Consider the following 14,736-nt stretch of genomic DNA (forward strand, 5'->3'; position numbering starts at 1 on the left):
CCGGGTTCGGCTGACGTCGGCGCCGAACCCGGAAGGGTCACCATCGCTGTCGCTAATGCCTCCAGGCGTAGTGCAGCCGGTCCAGGCCGCTCTGGTTGTTCACCGTCAGGCTGAGGTTCGTGCCCGTGCCCTGGAGCGTGGTGAGCGAGTAGGTGTCGCCGTTGCGCAGGCCGGGCCAGTAGACCGAGCCCAGGCCCAGTTCACGGATGGTGTCGGTGGCGGCCTGGATGTAGGCGACCTCGTTGGAGCCGTTGACGGGGCCGTTGTAGTCCAGGCCCGTGGTCATGGAGGCGCCGAACTCGTCGAGGATGGTGCGCGAGGCGCAGTCTCCGATGCGCTGCTTGAAGTCGGCCTTCCACTGGTCGACGCTGGTCCAGTCGGTGTGCCAGAAGCCGTAGTTGTGCAGGGCCAGGCGGGTGCCCTTGAGGCGCGGGTCGGCGCAGACGGGCTTGACGTCCTCGCTGTACTTGTAGCCGCCGATCAGGACCCGGTCGCGGGGTATGAAGCGGTGCTTGGTCACCCAGCGCGCGGCGACGTCGGTCCACTCCTGGGCGGTGTAGCCGAAGGGCTCGTTCATCGGCTCGAAGTACACCTTGGAGTTGCCGGCGTAGGCGGAGGTGAGCCGCGCCCACATCTGGTCCCAGGCGGCCTGGTCGTCGATCTTGCCGTCCTTGGCGTTGTCGGCCTCCCAGTAGCCCAGGATGACCTTGAAGCCCTTGGCGGTGGCCGCGTCGATCGCGCCCCGGTACGACTTCCAGAACGGGCCGTTCACGGAGCTCGGGTTGACCGGCAGGCGGACCGTGTTGGCGCCGAGCTTGCCGAAGCCGCTGATGATCGCCTCGGACTTGGCGTAGGTGGTGGCGTAGCTGTCGGAGGTGGACAGGCCCGAGGGCACGACCGCGTCGTCGGCGTAGTTGTCGCGCGGGTCGGCCCAGTTGACGCCCTTGAAGTCACTCACGGGCGGTGGCGTGGCGGTGTCGGAGGCGGGCGAGGCGGCCGCGGGGGAGGCGAGCGCTCCGCCGAATGCCGTGACGCAGGCCAGCAGCGCCCCCACGCAAGCTGTCCCGCGGTGGTTCTTTCGTGACACGACATCCCCTTCTGAGGAGTGCGAAGGTGAGCGGCCCGGAGACGGACCGCTCAGTGGAGCACGAAACTAGAAGGAGACTCGAACAGAGGTCAACACATCTGCACACCAAGTTTCATTCAGGGGCCCCGTGCCTCGTGCCCAGGGCCCCGTGCCCCGTCCCCAGGGCTCAGCCGCCCACCGACAGCCCCGAGCCCGACACCCGTACCCGGATGCCGTCCTCCTCCACCCGTACGTCCTGCAGCCGCACGTCCCCCTGCTCCGGCTTCGGCAGTTCGAACGCCAGCGCCAGCCGGTCGGCGAGGACCGGGCGGGTCAGGCGGGACAGCTCGTCGAGGAGACCCGGGTCGAGACCCAGGCGGCGCATCACGTCGGGGTTGCTCAGGGCCAGGTCGATGAGGTTGAGGCGCTCGGCCTGGCGGGCGAAGCGCGGGGAGCCGGTCAGTTCGGTGAGCTTGCCGTCGTCGGCGAGGGCCTCGCTGACGGTCGTCTCGGGCACTCCCATCCGCTGCACGATGGCCGGGACCGACAGCAGCGCCCTGGCCTTCTGCGTCTCGCGGGCGAGGTCGGCGCTGGCCTTGGGCGTCAGGTGCAGGCCTTCCGAGGCACGCGTGCCGGGCCGGTAGGTGGCCAGGTCGCCGATGTCGAGCCGCATACCGCCGATCTCCGTGGCGATGCCCCGCTCGCCCTGCCGCTGGATCCGGGCCTCGGCGCGCAGCCGCAGGTCGTGCCCGGCGACCGGCAGGGTGCCGTCGGCCCGCACCCGGTCACGGCCCTCGCCGGTGAACGTCACCTGGGAGGCGCCGAGTTCGCGGTTCAGGTCCTCGAAGGACAGCAGGACGTCCCCGTCGAACCTGGGGATGTCGGCGCCGCGCACGGATGTCAGGCCGTCGGCGTCCAGCCGGATGTCATGGGCCGTGGCCGACACCTTGGCGAGGGACACCCGGTCGGCGGCGACGTCCGGGACGGTCACCTTCACCGAGTCCAGGCGCTTCTCCGCGAGCTGGGTGAGGAAGGGGAACCCGCCGATCTCCACCTCGGGCGCCGCCGCCAGGTCGAGGCGGTCCTTGAGGGTGTCCGCGGCGCGGTGTTCGGCGTACAGCACGGCCCAGCGGTCGCCGAGGGCGAGGAAGGCCGCGAGTACGAGGAGAGCGACTACGGCCTTCAGGGCGAGGGGCAGTCCGGCGAAACGGTTCTTCTTGCGCCGGCCGCCTCGGCGGTGGTCGGGCGGCGACCACTCGGGTTCCTGTTCGTCCCGCTGTTCGGCGTCCTCGCCGAGGAACTCCTCCAGAGGGGTCGACTCCAGAGGACCGTCGTCGAGGACACCGAGTTCGTCGTACGGGTTGTGGCGTCCCTCGGATCGGTCGTCGGAGCGGTCCTCGGATCGGTCGTCGGAGCGGTCGTCGGGACGGTGGTGCGTGTCCATGCGGTGGGGGGTGCGCATCGTCTCATCCGAACATGCGCACCGCCCCTGCACGCAACCTGAACCACAGTGGTGCGATTCAGCTCACGATCGTGATCCGGTCCGCCTTCGGCGGCGCGATCGGGTTCGTGGCCGACGAGTTGGCCGTCAGGTACTGCTCCAGCGCGGTCAGGTCGTCGGCGCCGACGACGTCGTCGGCGCCCTGGCCCAGCGTCGGGAAACCGTCGCCGCCGCCCGCGAGGAAGCTGTTCGTCGCGACGCGGTAGGTGGCCGCCGGGTCGATGGTCTGGCCGTTCAGCTTGATGCTGTCCGTGACCACGCGGTCCGCGCCGGACTTGGTGAGGTCCAGCGTGTAGGTCAGGCCGGAGGAGACCTGGAGGACCTTCGGGGCCGCCGCGTTCGCGCCGGTCACCTGCTCCTTGAGGATCTGGATGAGCTGCGCGCCCGTGAAGTTCTGGAGATTCACGGTGTTGGCGAACGGCTGGACGGTGAACCCTTCGGCGTACGTCACGACACCGTCGCCCTCACCGGCCTTGGCCGCGTACGTCAGCGGCGCCCGGATGCCTCCGGGGTTCATCAGCGCCAGGTCGGTCTCCGGGTCGAGCTGCTTGCCGTGGGCGAGCTGGGCGTCGGCGATGAGGTCGCCGAGCGGGGACTCGGTTCCGGTGTTGCCGATGTCGCCGGAGATGTGGCCGATCGCGCGGTTGCCGATGGGCGCCGCCAGGGTGTTCCACTTGCTGATCAGCTCGGTCATGTCGGGCGCCTTGGGGACGTCCCGGGTGACCACGTGGTTCGCCGACTTCACGGCCGTACGGGCGATGTCGCCGGTCAGGCGGTCGTACGTGAGCGTGGTGTCGGTGTAGAGGCGGCCGAAGGAGGCGGCCGAGGTGACCATGCGGGGCTTGCCCGCCGGGTCGTCGATCGTGCACACGTACGGGGCGTGGGTGTGGCCCGTCACCAGCGCGTCCACCTGCGGCGTGATGTTCTTGGCGATGTCGACGATCGGCCCGGAGACGCCGTCCCCGGCACCCGGGGCGTCACAGTCGTAGTTGTACGACGTCGACGCCGGGAAGCCGCCCTCGTGGATGAGCGCGACGATCGACTTCACGCCCTGGCGCTGCAGCACCTTGGCGTACTTGTTGATCGTCTCGACCTCGTCCTTGAAGGTGAGGCCCTTGACGCCCTCGGCGGAGACGATGTCCGGGGTGCCCTCCAGCGTCACGCCGATGAAGCCGACCTTGACGCCGTTCTTCTTCCACACCCAGTAGGGCTTGAGGATCGGCTTCTTCGTCTTCTCGTCGAGGACGTTGGCGGCCAGGTAGGGGAAGTCGGCGCCCTCGAACTCCTCGTCCGTGTAGCAGCCGTCCTTGGGGTGGCAGCCGCCCTTCTGCAGACGGGCCAGCTCCTTGGCGCCCTCGTCGAACTCGTGGTTGCCGACGGAGGTGACGTCGAGGTCGAGCTTGTTCAGCGCCTCGATGGTCGGTTCGTCGTGGAAGAGACCGGAGATCAGCGGGGAGGCGCCGACCATGTCACCGCCGGCCGCGGTGATGGAGTACTTCTCGCCCTTGCGGGCCTGGCGCAGATGCGTGGCGAGGTACTCGGCGCCACCCGCGTCGATGGTCTTCGTCGTGCCGTCGTGCTGGAGTTCGGTGACCCGGCCGGAGGAGCCGGCGGGGGGCTCCAGGTTGCCGTGCAGGTCGTTGAAGGACAGCAGCTGGACGTCCTGGTAGCGGCCGGGCCAGTGGCCGCCGCCCTCGCGGTGGTTCTCACCGGCCGACGCCGACCCGGGCACCATCGCCGCGGCCAGCGCGCCGACGGCGGCGACACCAGCGGTGAAAGCGACAAGGCGGCGGGTGTTACGACGTCTGCGGCGCTCCTGGTGCGCCGGTGCCGCTGCGGGTGAAGTGGCTGGCATTCGCCCCCCTGGGTGTCTGCTGGACAGTGATGTCGTCCGGACAGTGATGTCGTCCGAAGAGTGATGTCGTCCGGCGCAGCCTAGAGTCAACGCGCGTAGCGCGACAGGTGTTTCGTGGTTACAGCCTGGTTGCTTCTTTGCCGCCGATTTGCCGGTGCCGCCCTTTACCCTCGTACCCATGACCAGCGACGACACCGTACGCCCCGGCCGCAGCCGCTCGATCGACACGTACGCCGCGCTCCCCGCGGAGCAGACCGAGGCGGTTCTCGGGCTGCTCGACGAGGCCGCCGCCACCGACGGGCAGCAGGCGGTGTCCGAACAGGGCCGGTTGCAGTTGCGCGGCGGTGAGCGCGAGGGCGTGTCCCATCTGCTGCTCACGGTCGACGGCGAACTGCTCGGTTACGCCCAGCTGGAGGACACGGACGTGGTGGAGCCGCCGGCGGCCGAGCTGGTCGTCCACCCGGAGCACCGCGGTCAGGGCCACGGACGGGCGCTCGGCTCGGCCCTCCTGGCCGCGTCCGGCAAGCGGCTGCGGGTGTGGGCGCACGGCGGCCACTCCGCCGCCCGGCATCTCGCCCAGGTGCTGGGGCTGACCCTGTTCCGTGAACTGCGTCAGATGCGGCGCCCGTTGACCGACTTCGACGCGCCCGAGCCGGTCCTCCCCGACGGCGTCACCGTCCGCACCTTCGTGCCCGGCCAGGACGACGCGGCCTGGCTCGCCGTGAACGCCGCCGCCTTCGCCCACCACCCCGAGCAGGGCTCCCTCACCCAACGCGACCTCGACGACCGCAAGGCCGAGCCGTGGTTCGACCCGGCGGGTTTCTTCCTGGCCTTCCGCGGTGACGAACTCGTCGGCTTCCACTGGACGAAGGTCCACGCCGAGGAGGGCCTCGGCGAGGTGTACGTCCTCGGCGTCGGGCCGGGCGCCCAGGGGGGTGGCCTCGGCAAGGCCCTCACCACCATCGGCCTGCGGCATCTCGCGGGGCAGGGGCTGCCGACCGCGATGCTGTACGTCGACGCCGACAACAAGGCGGCGGTGTCGGTGTACGAGCGGCTGGGGTTCGTCACGCACGAGGTGGATCTGATGTACCGGACGGAGACGTGACGGTGCCGGGGCCCGTTGTCAGCCCACGGGGAGCGGCCTTCCCGCCGCGACGCGCGCGACGGACTCGCTGACCGCGTCCAGCGCCGCCGTTCGTTCCCGGTCGGTCATGCGGGCCGGTCCGTAGGTGATGACCGGTTCGAGGACCTGGAAGCCGACGAACTCCAGCATGCCGCGGTGGATGTGGAACAGGAAGTCGTCCATCGGGCCGAAGGCGCCGCCCTGCTGGAACGACTCGCTGGGGCCGCCGGTCGTGAACAACAGCATCGCGCGCTTCCCGGCGAGCGCCGCGTCGCCGAAGAGGCCGAACTCCCCGCCGAAGACCCCGCCCATCACGAAGACCCGGTCCACCCATCCCTTGAGGACGGCCGGCAACGAGAACCACCACAGGGGGAACGACAGTACGAGCAGATCGGCGGCGAGCAGCAGGTCGAGGTGGTCCTGGACGGCCGCGTCGAGCGTCCCTTCCTCGACCGCACGCATCTGTGCGGCCTGGGGCTTGAACGGGCCGTCCACCGGTGCGAACTCCTCGCGGGCGAGCACCGGGGCCCAGCCGTCGGCGTAGAGGTCGAGGATGTCGACGCGGTAGCCGGCCGCACGCAGCGACTCGGTCGCGGCGGTCATTTGTGCGGTGTTGAACGAGTGGGGCTCGGGGTGGGCGTGAACGATCAGGGCCGTGGGCACGGCGGCGAAGGTCGACATGGCGAAATCATATCGACGTATCGCGATTCGTCAATGTGTACGCCTCAGAGGTTGCTGCCGATCTCCCGCGCCAGCTGAGCCAGCCGCTCCTCGTCGCGGCGGTAGTGGGTCCACTTGCCCACTCGGGTGGGGCGCACGAGCCCTGCCCGCTCGAGCGTGCTCATATAGCTGGACACCGTCGACTGCGCGAGTCCCGCCTTGGCCTGGATGTGCGTGACGCACACGCCGACCGACCGGCGGTCCGCGATCGGTTCGTACTCGCCGAAGTGCGTCTCGGGGTCCTTCAGCCACTGCATGATCTGCAGACGGGCGGGGTTGCCGAGGGCCTTGAACACCTCGATCAGATCGCCCGCGTCCAGTCCCACCGTCGCGGTCATGCGCCGTCCCTCGCTCGTTCGACAGTCCGACACACCACGATATCTCGATGCCGGATCCGTCCTATTCGCCCGTGAGGGCGGGGCTGTCGGGCGGCGGTACCGCGGCCCCCGGCAGCCGTACCGTCGCCACCGTGCCCCCGCCCTCGGCCCGGGCCAACGTCACCTCACCCCCGGCCTGCTGCACCGTGCGCGCCACGATCGACAGGCCGAGTCCCGAGCCCGGCAGTGCCCGAGCGCTCGGGGAGCGCCAGAAGCGGTCGAAGACGTGGGGGAGTTCGTCGGCGGGGATGCCCGGGCCGTGGTCGCGGACCGTGAGGACGCCCTCGGCCAGGCGCACCTCGATCGTGCCGCCCCGCGGGCTGAACTTCACCGCGTTGTCGAGGACGTTGACCACCGCACGCTCCAGCGCGGAGGGCTCGGCCCGGACGAACCAGGGTTGCACCTCCGCCATGATCGACAGCTCCGGGCCGCGCAGCCGGGCCCGCCGCAGCGCCGACTCGACGGTGTCGTGCCAGGCGACGATCTGGGTGCGGCCCGAGTGCTGGCCGGTGTCCGGACGGGACAGCTCCTGGAGGTCGCCGATGAGTGCCGCCAGCTCCGTCATCTGCGCCTTCACCGACGCGAGGAGCGCCTTGCGGTCCGCCTCGGGGATGGGGCGGCCGGTCTCCTCGCTGCGGGTGAGGAGTTCGATGTTGGTGCGCAGTGAGGTGAGCGGCGTGCGGAGTTCGTGGCCGGCGTCCGCGATGAGCTGCTGCTGGAGTTCGCGGGAGCTGGCCAGGGCCGAGGTCATCGAGTTGAAGGAGTGGGAGAGCCGGGCCACCTCGTCCTCGCTGTCGTCGTCCACCGGGATGCGGACGCCCAGGTCTTCCGTGCGGGCCACGTGTTCGACCGCCTCGGTGAGTTTGTCGATGGGGCGCAGGCCGGCCCGGGCGACCGCCAGTCCGGCGGCTCCGGCACCCAGGACTCCCACGCCCGAGACCAGCAGCAGGATCAGGGCGAGATCGTTGAGCGTGGCCTTGGTGTTCTTCAGCGGCACGGCGAGGATCAGCGCGGCGTTGGGCGCGTCGGGCTGCTCGGAGGCCAGACGCAGGGTCATCACGCGAAGGGCGTTGCCGTGCTCGTCGGCGCCGTCGCGGACGATGCCGCGACCGACGGGGGAGTTCTCGATCACTTCCTTGTCGGCTTCGGTGACCTTGACCAGGCCCACGGAGCTGGAGTGCACGCAGATCTCCCCGTCCGCCTTGACGACCTCGAAGTAGGAGCTGTTCCGGAAGCTGATGCCGCCCTGCGGGGTCTGCGTGCAGTTGTCCACCGCCTGCTGAATGGCGACGTTCTGTCCCGGCTTCTGGAGCATCTTCTCCAGGTCCCCGTCCACCTGGTCGTACAACTTCCCCTGCACGATGAACCAGCACGTCACCGACACCGCCGCGACCGCGAACGCCACCGCCGCCGCCACCAGCAGCGCCAGGCGCGAGCGGATCGGCAGTGAGCGGAAGCGGCGTACGGCCTTGTTCACTCCGCGCCGCCCTGCCGCAACACGTAGCCGACACCCCGCACCGTGTGGACGAGGCGTGGCTCACCGCCGGCCTCCGTCTTGCGGCGCAGGTACATGACGTACACGTCGAGGGAGTTCGACGACGGCTCGAAGTCGAATCCCCAGACCGACTTGAGGATCTGCTCCCGCGTGAGCACCTGGCGCGGGTGCGCCATGAACATCTCCAGCAGTGTGAACTCCGTACGGGTCAGCTCCACCTGGCGGCCGCCCCGCGTGACCTCGCGCGTCGCCAGATCCATGCGCAGGTCGGCGAAGGTGAGGGCGTCCTGGTCGGCGGGGCTGCCCGCGCCCACGGCCGCCGCGTACGAACTGCGGCGCAGCAGCGCGCGGATGCGGGCGAAGAGCTCGTCGAGTTCGAAGGGCTTGACCAGGTAGTCGTCGGCGCCCGCGTCGAGGCCCGTGACCCGGTCGCCGACCGTGTCGCGGGCCGTGAGCATCAGGATGGGCGTCGTGTCGCCGGTGGCGCGGATGCGGCGGGCGGCGGTCAGGCCGTCCATGCGGGGCATCTGGATGTCGAGGACGACGAGGTCGGGCCGGTATGCCGCGGCCTTGTCCAGGGCGTCCGCGCCGTCGACGGCGACCTCCGTCCCATACCCCTCGAAGGCGAGGCTGCGCTGAAGTGCTTCGCGTACGGCCGGCTCGTCGTCGACGATCAGGATGCGCTGCGGGTCACGGTCGCCGTCTGCGGGGCTCATGGGGTGGGTCCTCGGGTGTGATGGGGCGGACGTGGGGCTCTGACGTCCTCAGCGTCGCATGTCAGCGGGGCGGGCCGGGAGGAGCCGCTTTCCGCTGTGCTCGGCGGCCCGCTCAGTCGGTGGACCCGGCCCGCAGCTTCGCGAGGTCGGCCTTGACGGTGTTGATCGGGATGGCGAAGCCCAGGCCGACGCTGCCCGCGTCGGAGGAGGACGAGGCGGCGCCCGTCGGCGAGTACATCGCGGAGTTGATCCCGATGATGTTGCCGTTCATGTCGATCAGCGCACCGCCGGAGTTGCCCGGGTTGAGGGACGCGTCGGTCTGGAGCGCCTTGTACGTCGTGGTGTCCGAGCCGGTGTCGCCGTTGAACTGCCGCCCTCCGAACTCGAACGGCCACTGGTCGCCCTGGCCCTGCCCCCACTGCTGCTGGCCCTGGTCCTGCTCCGTCGGGATCGTGACGTCACGGTCGAGGGCCGAGATGATGCCGCTGGTGACGGTGCCGGACAGCCCCTCCGGGGAGCCGATCGCCACGACCTGGTCGCCGACCTGGAGGCCGGAGGAGTCGCCGAGCGTCGCCGCCTTCATGCCGGAGGCGTTCTGCAGCTTGATCAGGGCCAGGTCCTTCTTGCTGTCGGTGCCGACGACCTTCGCGGAGTAGGACTTGCCGTCGTTGGTCGTCACCTTGATCTGCGAGGCGCCGGAGACCACGTGGTTGTTGGTGACGATCTCGCCGTCGCTGGTGATGATCACGCCGGAGCCGGTGGAGGACCCCGCGTTGGAGTTCGCGCTGATCTCGACGATGCTCGGGCTGACCGCCTTGGCGACGCCGGCGACGGTGCCCTTCTGGCTGGACGGCACCACGTTGGTGCTGGTGGAGCTGGAGGCGACGGTGTCGTTGCCGGTCAGCTCCTGGATGCCGTAGGCGGTGCCGCCGCCGATCGCCGCCGCGACGATCGCCACGGCGGCTATCAGGGCCATGGGTCCACGGCCGCGCTTCTTGTGAGCCTGTGCCGGGGTGTACGCCGGCGGGGGCGGCCACTCGGGGTTCACCGGGGCCTGCTGACCCTCGTAAGGGTTCTGGTTCTCGCCACTGCGGTGGAAGCTCTCGGTCATGTCTCAGAGCTTGTCGCCCGACCATGAGAGGTTCCTGAGGGCATCCTGAGAAGCCCGACAGAACCTCGTATGCCCGATATAAAGGCGCCTCCGAATAAAGGCGCCCCGGAGGCGTTACTCGCAGCCGCAGGACCGCCGGACGACCAGCCGTGACGGGAAGGTCTTCAGCCGCTCCCGCCGCGCCCCCGCGACCCGCAGCCCGTCGTCGAGGACGAGGTCCACCGCCGCGCGGGCCATCGCCGGACGGTCGGAGGCGATCGTCGTCAGCGGCGGGTCGGTCAGCGCCGCCTCCTTGATGTCGTCGAAGCCGGCCACCGCCAGCTCGCCGGGGACGTCGATCCGCAGTTCGCGCGCCGCCCGCAGCAGGCCGATCGCCTGGTCGTCGGTGGAGCAGAAGATGGCCGGCGGGCGGTCGGGGCCGGAGAGGATCTTCAGGGCGGCCTGGTAGGCGTCGTAGCGGTTGTAGAGGGCCTCGAAGAGGCGGCCCTCCGTCGAGATGCCGGCCTCGTCCATCGCGCGCCGCCAGCCCTCGACGTGGTCGGAGACCGGGTCGCCCACCGCGGGCGTCTCCGCGATGCCGCCCATACAGGCCACGTACGGGTGGCCGTGCTCCAGCAGGTGCCGTACGGCGAGCTGGGCGCCGCCCAGGTCGTCGGTGACGACGGCGACGTCGTCGATGGCCTCGGGCCGCTCGTGCAGCAGCACCACCCGGGCGTCCCAGGCCTCGATCTCGGCGGCGGCCAGGTCGTTGAGCGCGTGGCTGACGAGGATCAGGCCCGAGACCCGCATCCCCAGGAAGGCGCGCAGGTAGTGGACCTCGCGCTCGCCCACGTAGTCCGTGTTGCCGACGAGCACCATCTTTCCGCGCTCGGAGGCGGCCTGTTCGACCGCGTGCGCCATCTCCCCGAAGAAGGGCTGGCGGGCGTCCGGGATGATCAGGCCTATGAGATCCGTACGCCGGGACGCCATCGCCTGGGCGACCCGGTCGGGCCGGTACCCCAGCTCCTTGATCGCGGCGAGGACACGCTCGCGCGTGGCCGGGGCGACCGGCCGGGGTCCGTTGTTGATGACATAACTGACCACGGCAGTGGAAGTCCCTGCCAGTCTCGCCACATCATCCCGAGTCACCTTGGCCACGCGCGGAGTCTACGCGGATATACCGCCTCTGGGCAGGGCGTAAAGGAGTTTCCTGGGATTACCCGACAGTATTCCGATTGCCGTTCGAGCCTCAGGTGGGGATTTCCGCGTCCCTTTACGCCTCGGCACCGCTTTTCGCGGCGTCCAGCGCGGCCGACTCGTCCGCGTCGTCCCGCTTCGCCTTGACGGCCTTGGCCTTCGCCTCCTCGGCGGCGCGCTCCACCTTCTCCGGCGTAACGAATCGATAACCGACGTTCCGGACGGTGCCGATCAGCGACTCGTGCTCGGGTCCGAGCTTGGCGCGCAGTCGTCGTACGTGCACGTCGACCGTGCGCGTGCCGCCGAAGTAGTCGTACCCCCAGACCTCCTGCAGCAGCTGGGCGCGCGTGAAGACGCGGCCGGGGTGCTGCGCGAGGTACTTCAGGAGTTCGAACTCCTTGAAGGTCAGGTCGAGGACCCGGCCCTTGAGCTTGGCGGAGTACGTCGCCTCGTCGACCGACAGGTCGCCGTTGCGGATCTCCATCGGGGAGTCGTCGCTGACGATCTGCTGCCGTCCCATGGCCAGCCGCAGCCGCGCCTCCACCTCCGCGGGGCCGGCGGTGTCGAGCAGGACGTCGTCGATGCCCCAATCGGCGGTGACGGCGGCCAGACCGCCCTCCGTGACGACGAGGACGAGCGGGCAGCCGGGCCCGGTCGAGCGCAGCAGCTGGCACAGGCTGCGGACCTGCGGCAGATCGCGCCGGCCGTCGACGAGGATCACGTCGGCACCCGGGGTGTCGACGAGCGCGGGGCCCTCCGCGGGGGCCACTCGCACGTTGTGCAGGAGCAGGCCGAGAGCGGGGAGCACCTCCGTCGACGGCTGGAGGGCGTTGGTCAGGAGCAGCAGAGAACTCATACGTCTGGTTCCTCCTCGGTCCCTGCGAGGACGTTTGTTGGCACAGCACAGCTCTGCGATCCCGAAGGCCCCGTACACCTGCGGTTTCCCGCTTCGTATACAACGCTTCCGAAAGCACAAAAGGACCCGGGGGCGACGCTGCCCGAGTCCTCTGCCCAGCAGAATAGCCCACATGAGCTCTGGTTCGTCAGGTCATGTGGCGCGATCCACGGTTCGTCCGCACTGTGAGACGACCGGTAGGGCCCCTTTGCGAACGCCTTCACGGACTTTTCTGCGTGCTTCCGACGGCGTGACGATCGACGCCGTATACGACCCGGGGGCGGCCGTATACGACGCCTCCCGGACGCCTGCCGGTCACCCCGTGTTCGTCGTCGCCCACGGCTTCACCGGCGCGGTGGACCGGCCGCACGTACGGCGGGTCGCGCAGGCCTTCGCCCGGTACGGGGCCGTCGTCACCTTCTCCTTCCGGGGGCACGGGGCGTCCGGCGGGCGGTCCACGGTCGGGGACCGGGAGGTGCTCGACCTGGCGGCGGCCGTGCGGTGGGCGCGGGAACTGGGGCATGCGCGCGTGGCGACGGTAGGGTTCTCCATGGGCGGCTCGGTGGTGTTGCGGCACGCGGCGTTGTACGGGGAGTACGGGGGCGCAGGGGAGTACGGGGGCGCCGGGGAGTATGGGGGTGCCGAGGAGGAGTACGGGGACGCCGGTGAGGGCACCGACGTGGTGGTGTCGGTGAGTGCCCCGGCCCGCTGGTACTACCGGGGGACGGCCCCGATGCGGCGGCTGCACTGGCTGGTGACGCGGCCCGAGGGGCGGGTGGTGGGCCGGTACGGCTTCCGTACCCGGATCCACCACCGGGACTGGAACCCGGTCCCGCTCTCGCCGGTCGAGGCGGTGCCGAGGATCGCCCCGACGCCGCTGCTGATCGTGCACGGCGACGCCGACGGCTACTTCCCCGTCGACCATCCGCGCATGCTGGCCGCGGCCGCGGGTGACCAGGGCGAACTGTGGCTGGAGCCGGGCATGGGGCACGCCGAGCACGCGGCGAGCGACGATCTGCTGGGCCGGATCGGGGAGTGGGTCGTGGGCCGGGCGGGCTAGCCTTGCGGGGTTCACCGACAAGCGATTGAGGAAGCAGATGCCAAAGGTCACGGTGCGCTACTGGGCCGCCGCCAAGGCCGCGGCCGGGGTGGCCGAGGAGCCGTACGAGGCGGCCACGCTCGCCGAGGCGCTCGACGGGGTGCGCGAGCGGCACCCGGGTGAGCTGGAGCGCGTGCTGCGGCGATGCTCGTTCCTCGTGGACGGTGACCCCGTGGGCACGCGTGGGCATGAGACGGTACGGCTGGCCGACGGCGGCACGGTCGAGGTGCTCCCGCCGTTCGCAGGAGGGTGACGATGACCGACCAGCCCAACCAGCAGTACGAGGGTTACGAGGGTTACGGCCCGTACGGGCAGCAGCCACCGCCTCAGCCGCAGCAGCCGCAGGGGTGGCCCTACCAGCAGGGGCATCAGGGGTACGACGATCCGTACGCCGCCCAGCAGTACACGCAGCAGTGGCAGGGGCAGACCTGGGAGACGCAGACGCACGCGCAGGTGACGGCGGCGGAGGAGACGGCGTATCTGCCGCCGCAGGGATACGACGTGCCGGCTCCCGCCTCCGCTGAGGTCGCCGATGCTCCCGCTCCCTCTTCCGAGTACGGCCCGGCCACTCTCGCCGGGAACCCGCGTGTCACGGACGCGCAGCGGGCGCGGGCGGAGGGGCGGTCGCCGATCATCGAGCCGGGGTTGCAGCCGGCCGCGCTGACGGCGCTGCTGGGTCTGCTGCTGGCGGGCGCGGCGGCGGTCGGGACATACATGCTCCTGGTGCCGCTCGTCGTGCTCCAGGCCGTCACCGCGGCGGGCTGGTTCCGGTTGAACGGGATGTGGCCGGCGCGGCAGGGCATCGCGCTGGGCTTCGCGGGGGCGCTGGCCGCGGACGCGGCGCTGCTGGTGTCGGGCCGCTCGCCGTCCGCGATCCTGGGGACGCTCGGGGTGTGGGTGCTGCTGGCCCTGGTGCTGCAGCTGCGCTCGCACGCCGACCCGGACGAGCGGATGTACGGCCTGATGGCGACGGTCGCGGCGTCGGCGCTGGCGATCGTCGCGGGCGGGTACCTCGCGGCGGAGGCGGACGCGGTGACCGTGGGTGCGGTCGGGGTGGCGGTCGCGATCCTGGCCCGCGCCCTGCCGTTGCCGACGGTGGCGTCGGTGGTGGGGGCGTTGCTGGCGGGGGCCGGTGCGGGCGTCGCGGCCGGTGCGCTGACGGGGCTGGGCCCGTCTGGCGCCCTCCTCGGTGCGGGGGCCGGGGCGTGTGCCCTGATCGGTCACCGGGTCGCCAGCTACGACTATCCGTCGCGCTTCGTCCACTTCACGGCTGGCGTGGCCCTGCCTCTGGCGGCCGCTGCTCCGGTGGTCTACGTACTGGGCCGGGCGCTGGTGTAGCGCCGGCGGTTTGGTGGTGGGTCGGGGCCGCGCCGGGGGGTGTCCGTCCTCGGAACGGCGCGATGGGGTCGGAGACCGATCAACTGTCCGTTGACGCGCCAACCAGCTGCGGGCGGACACCCCCCGACACGTCCCCTTCCGTGCGTACGCGGGTGCAGGCTGTCCTAGCTGCGGGCAGTCGTGCCGCTGGGGCGGCACGGGTGGGCGTGGGGGTCCCCCCTGTTCGAGCGAAGCCGAGAACTTGGGGGAGGCACCCCGCACCGC

The 14,736-nt window shown here is 70.7% G+C and carries 14 protein-coding genes; 4 read left to right on the forward strand and 10 right to left on the reverse strand.

The features are described from left to right. Positions 1-52: 52 nt before the first annotated feature. The 3 genes from IE97_RS0135440 to IE97_RS0135450 form a co-directional block, all read right to left on the reverse strand. Positions 53-1,087 (reverse strand): glycoside hydrolase family 5 protein, encoded by a 1,035-nt coding sequence (locus tag IE97_RS0135440; protein ID WP_030250534.1) that lies wholly within the window; start codon positions 1,085-1,087, stop codon positions 53-55. Between the two features lie 166 nt (positions 1,088-1,253). Next, complete coding sequence (locus IE97_RS0135445) at positions 1,254-2,528, reverse strand: DUF2993 domain-containing protein (protein WP_030250536.1); 1,275 nt, start codon at positions 2,526-2,528, stop codon at positions 1,254-1,256. Between the two features lie 58 nt (positions 2,529-2,586). Further along, complete coding sequence (locus IE97_RS0135450; RefSeq protein ID WP_030250538.1) at positions 2,587-4,422, reverse strand: bifunctional metallophosphatase/5'-nucleotidase; 1,836 nt, start codon at positions 4,420-4,422, stop codon at positions 2,587-2,589. Positions 4,423-4,600: 178 nt separating this feature from the next. On the opposite strand from IE97_RS0135450, the gene mshD reads away from it, so the two are divergent. Further along, entirely contained in the window at positions 4,601-5,527 is a 927-nt protein-coding gene (mshD, locus tag IE97_RS0135455) for a mycothiol synthase (RefSeq protein ID WP_030250541.1), read from the forward strand. An 18-nt stretch (positions 5,528-5,545) separates the two neighbouring features. Here mshD and IE97_RS0135460 read toward each other — a convergent pair whose 3' ends face one another. The 7 genes from IE97_RS0135460 to IE97_RS0135490 form a co-directional block, all read right to left on the reverse strand. Then, the gene (locus IE97_RS0135460; RefSeq protein ID WP_030250545.1) at positions 5,546-6,226 is read right to left on the reverse strand and encodes an NAD(P)H-dependent oxidoreductase; all 681 of its coding nucleotides are present in this window, start codon (positions 6,224-6,226) and stop codon (positions 5,546-5,548) included. Between the two features lie 44 nt (positions 6,227-6,270). Further along, entirely contained in the window at positions 6,271-6,603 is a 333-nt protein-coding gene (locus IE97_RS0135465) for an ArsR/SmtB family transcription factor (RefSeq protein ID WP_030250548.1), read from the reverse strand. A gap of 61 nt (positions 6,604-6,664) precedes the next feature. Next, entirely contained in the window at positions 6,665-8,119 is a 1,455-nt protein-coding gene (locus IE97_RS0135470) for a sensor histidine kinase (protein ID WP_030250551.1), read from the reverse strand. Continuing rightward, the gene (locus IE97_RS0135475) at positions 8,116-8,853 is read right to left on the reverse strand and encodes a response regulator transcription factor (RefSeq protein ID WP_030250554.1); all 738 of its coding nucleotides are present in this window, start codon (positions 8,851-8,853) and stop codon (positions 8,116-8,118) included. Before IE97_RS0135475 ends, IE97_RS0135470 begins: the two co-directional genes overlap by 4 nt. Before the next feature lie 112 nt (positions 8,854-8,965). After that, positions 8,966-9,964 (reverse strand): S1C family serine protease, encoded by a 999-nt coding sequence (locus IE97_RS0135480; RefSeq protein WP_030250558.1) that lies wholly within the window; start codon positions 9,962-9,964, stop codon positions 8,966-8,968. 114 nt (positions 9,965-10,078) lie between these two features. After that, positions 10,079-11,101: a LacI family DNA-binding transcriptional regulator gene (locus tag IE97_RS0135485; protein ID WP_030250562.1), complete on the reverse strand. Its 1,023-nt coding sequence runs from the start codon at positions 11,099-11,101 to the stop codon at positions 10,079-10,081. A gap of 115 nt (positions 11,102-11,216) precedes the next feature. Continuing rightward, a complete protein-coding gene (locus tag IE97_RS0135490) occupies positions 11,217-11,996 on the reverse strand; it encodes a winged helix-turn-helix transcriptional regulator (RefSeq protein ID WP_030250564.1) in 780 nt (259 codons plus the stop codon). A gap of 172 nt (positions 11,997-12,168) precedes the next feature. Here IE97_RS0135490 and IE97_RS0135495 point away from each other — a divergent pair, with 172 nt between their 5' ends. Genes IE97_RS0135495 through IE97_RS0135505 form a run of 3 tightly spaced genes read left to right on the forward strand, consistent with a single transcriptional unit; the run spans position 12,169 to position 14,472 of the window. Beyond that, complete coding sequence (locus IE97_RS0135495; RefSeq protein ID WP_030250567.1) at positions 12,169-13,095, forward strand: alpha/beta hydrolase; 927 nt, start codon at positions 12,169-12,171, stop codon at positions 13,093-13,095. 37 nt (positions 13,096-13,132) lie between these two features. Next, on the forward strand, positions 13,133-13,387 hold the full coding sequence (locus tag IE97_RS0135500) for a MoaD/ThiS family protein (RefSeq protein ID WP_010036212.1): 255 nt from the start codon (positions 13,133-13,135) through the stop codon (positions 13,385-13,387). Between the two features lie 2 nt (positions 13,388-13,389). Beyond that, positions 13,390-14,472, forward strand: coding sequence for a hypothetical protein (locus tag IE97_RS0135505; protein ID WP_030250571.1), 1,083 nt, complete (start codon positions 13,390-13,392; stop codon positions 14,470-14,472). Positions 14,473-14,736: the final 264 nt, after the last annotated feature.

Source organism: Streptomyces sp. NRRL S-455 (genome assembly GCF_000717875.1).
GTDB lineage: Bacteria > Actinomycetota > Actinomycetes > Streptomycetales > Streptomycetaceae > Streptomyces.